Below are 365 nucleotides of genomic sequence, written 5' to 3'. Positions count from 1 at the left end.
GTTCACCAAGTCCCAGCGCCACGACCGACGACGAACCTTGGGCGGTCTCGATGATCTGTTCAGTCCTGCTGGCCTCGGTGATCCGCACCGTACGGTAGATGGGGGCGGTCCGCTTGAGGAACCAGCGCAGTGTAATGACCTGCAACGGTGCCGCAACCAGCACTGCGACGGCGAACCGCCAATCGATCACTCCCAGGCCCAAAAGCGTCACGGCAATGGTGAAGGCTGCGCTGGTGAACGCGGGCAACACGCGGGAGATGGCCTCACTGACTGCCTCCACATCGCCTGAAACGCGGGCAACGACGTCGCCGATCCCTGCTTTTTCCAGCTGTGCCAGCGGCTTGCGGACTGCTGCGGCAAACACG

1 protein-coding gene is annotated in these 365 nt (G+C 63.3%); it reads right to left on the bottom strand.

Annotated elements, in window-relative coordinates; translation table 11 throughout:
• Positions 1 to 365: ABC transporter transmembrane domain-containing protein (locus ACPYOM_RS22190; protein ID WP_481347618.1), on the bottom strand; the 365-nt coding region annotated here is incomplete at both ends.

The sequence above is a fragment of the Monashia sp. HAY1-2A genome (assembly GCF_056755315.1).
This window is presented reverse-complemented; position numbering and strand designations above follow the sequence as displayed.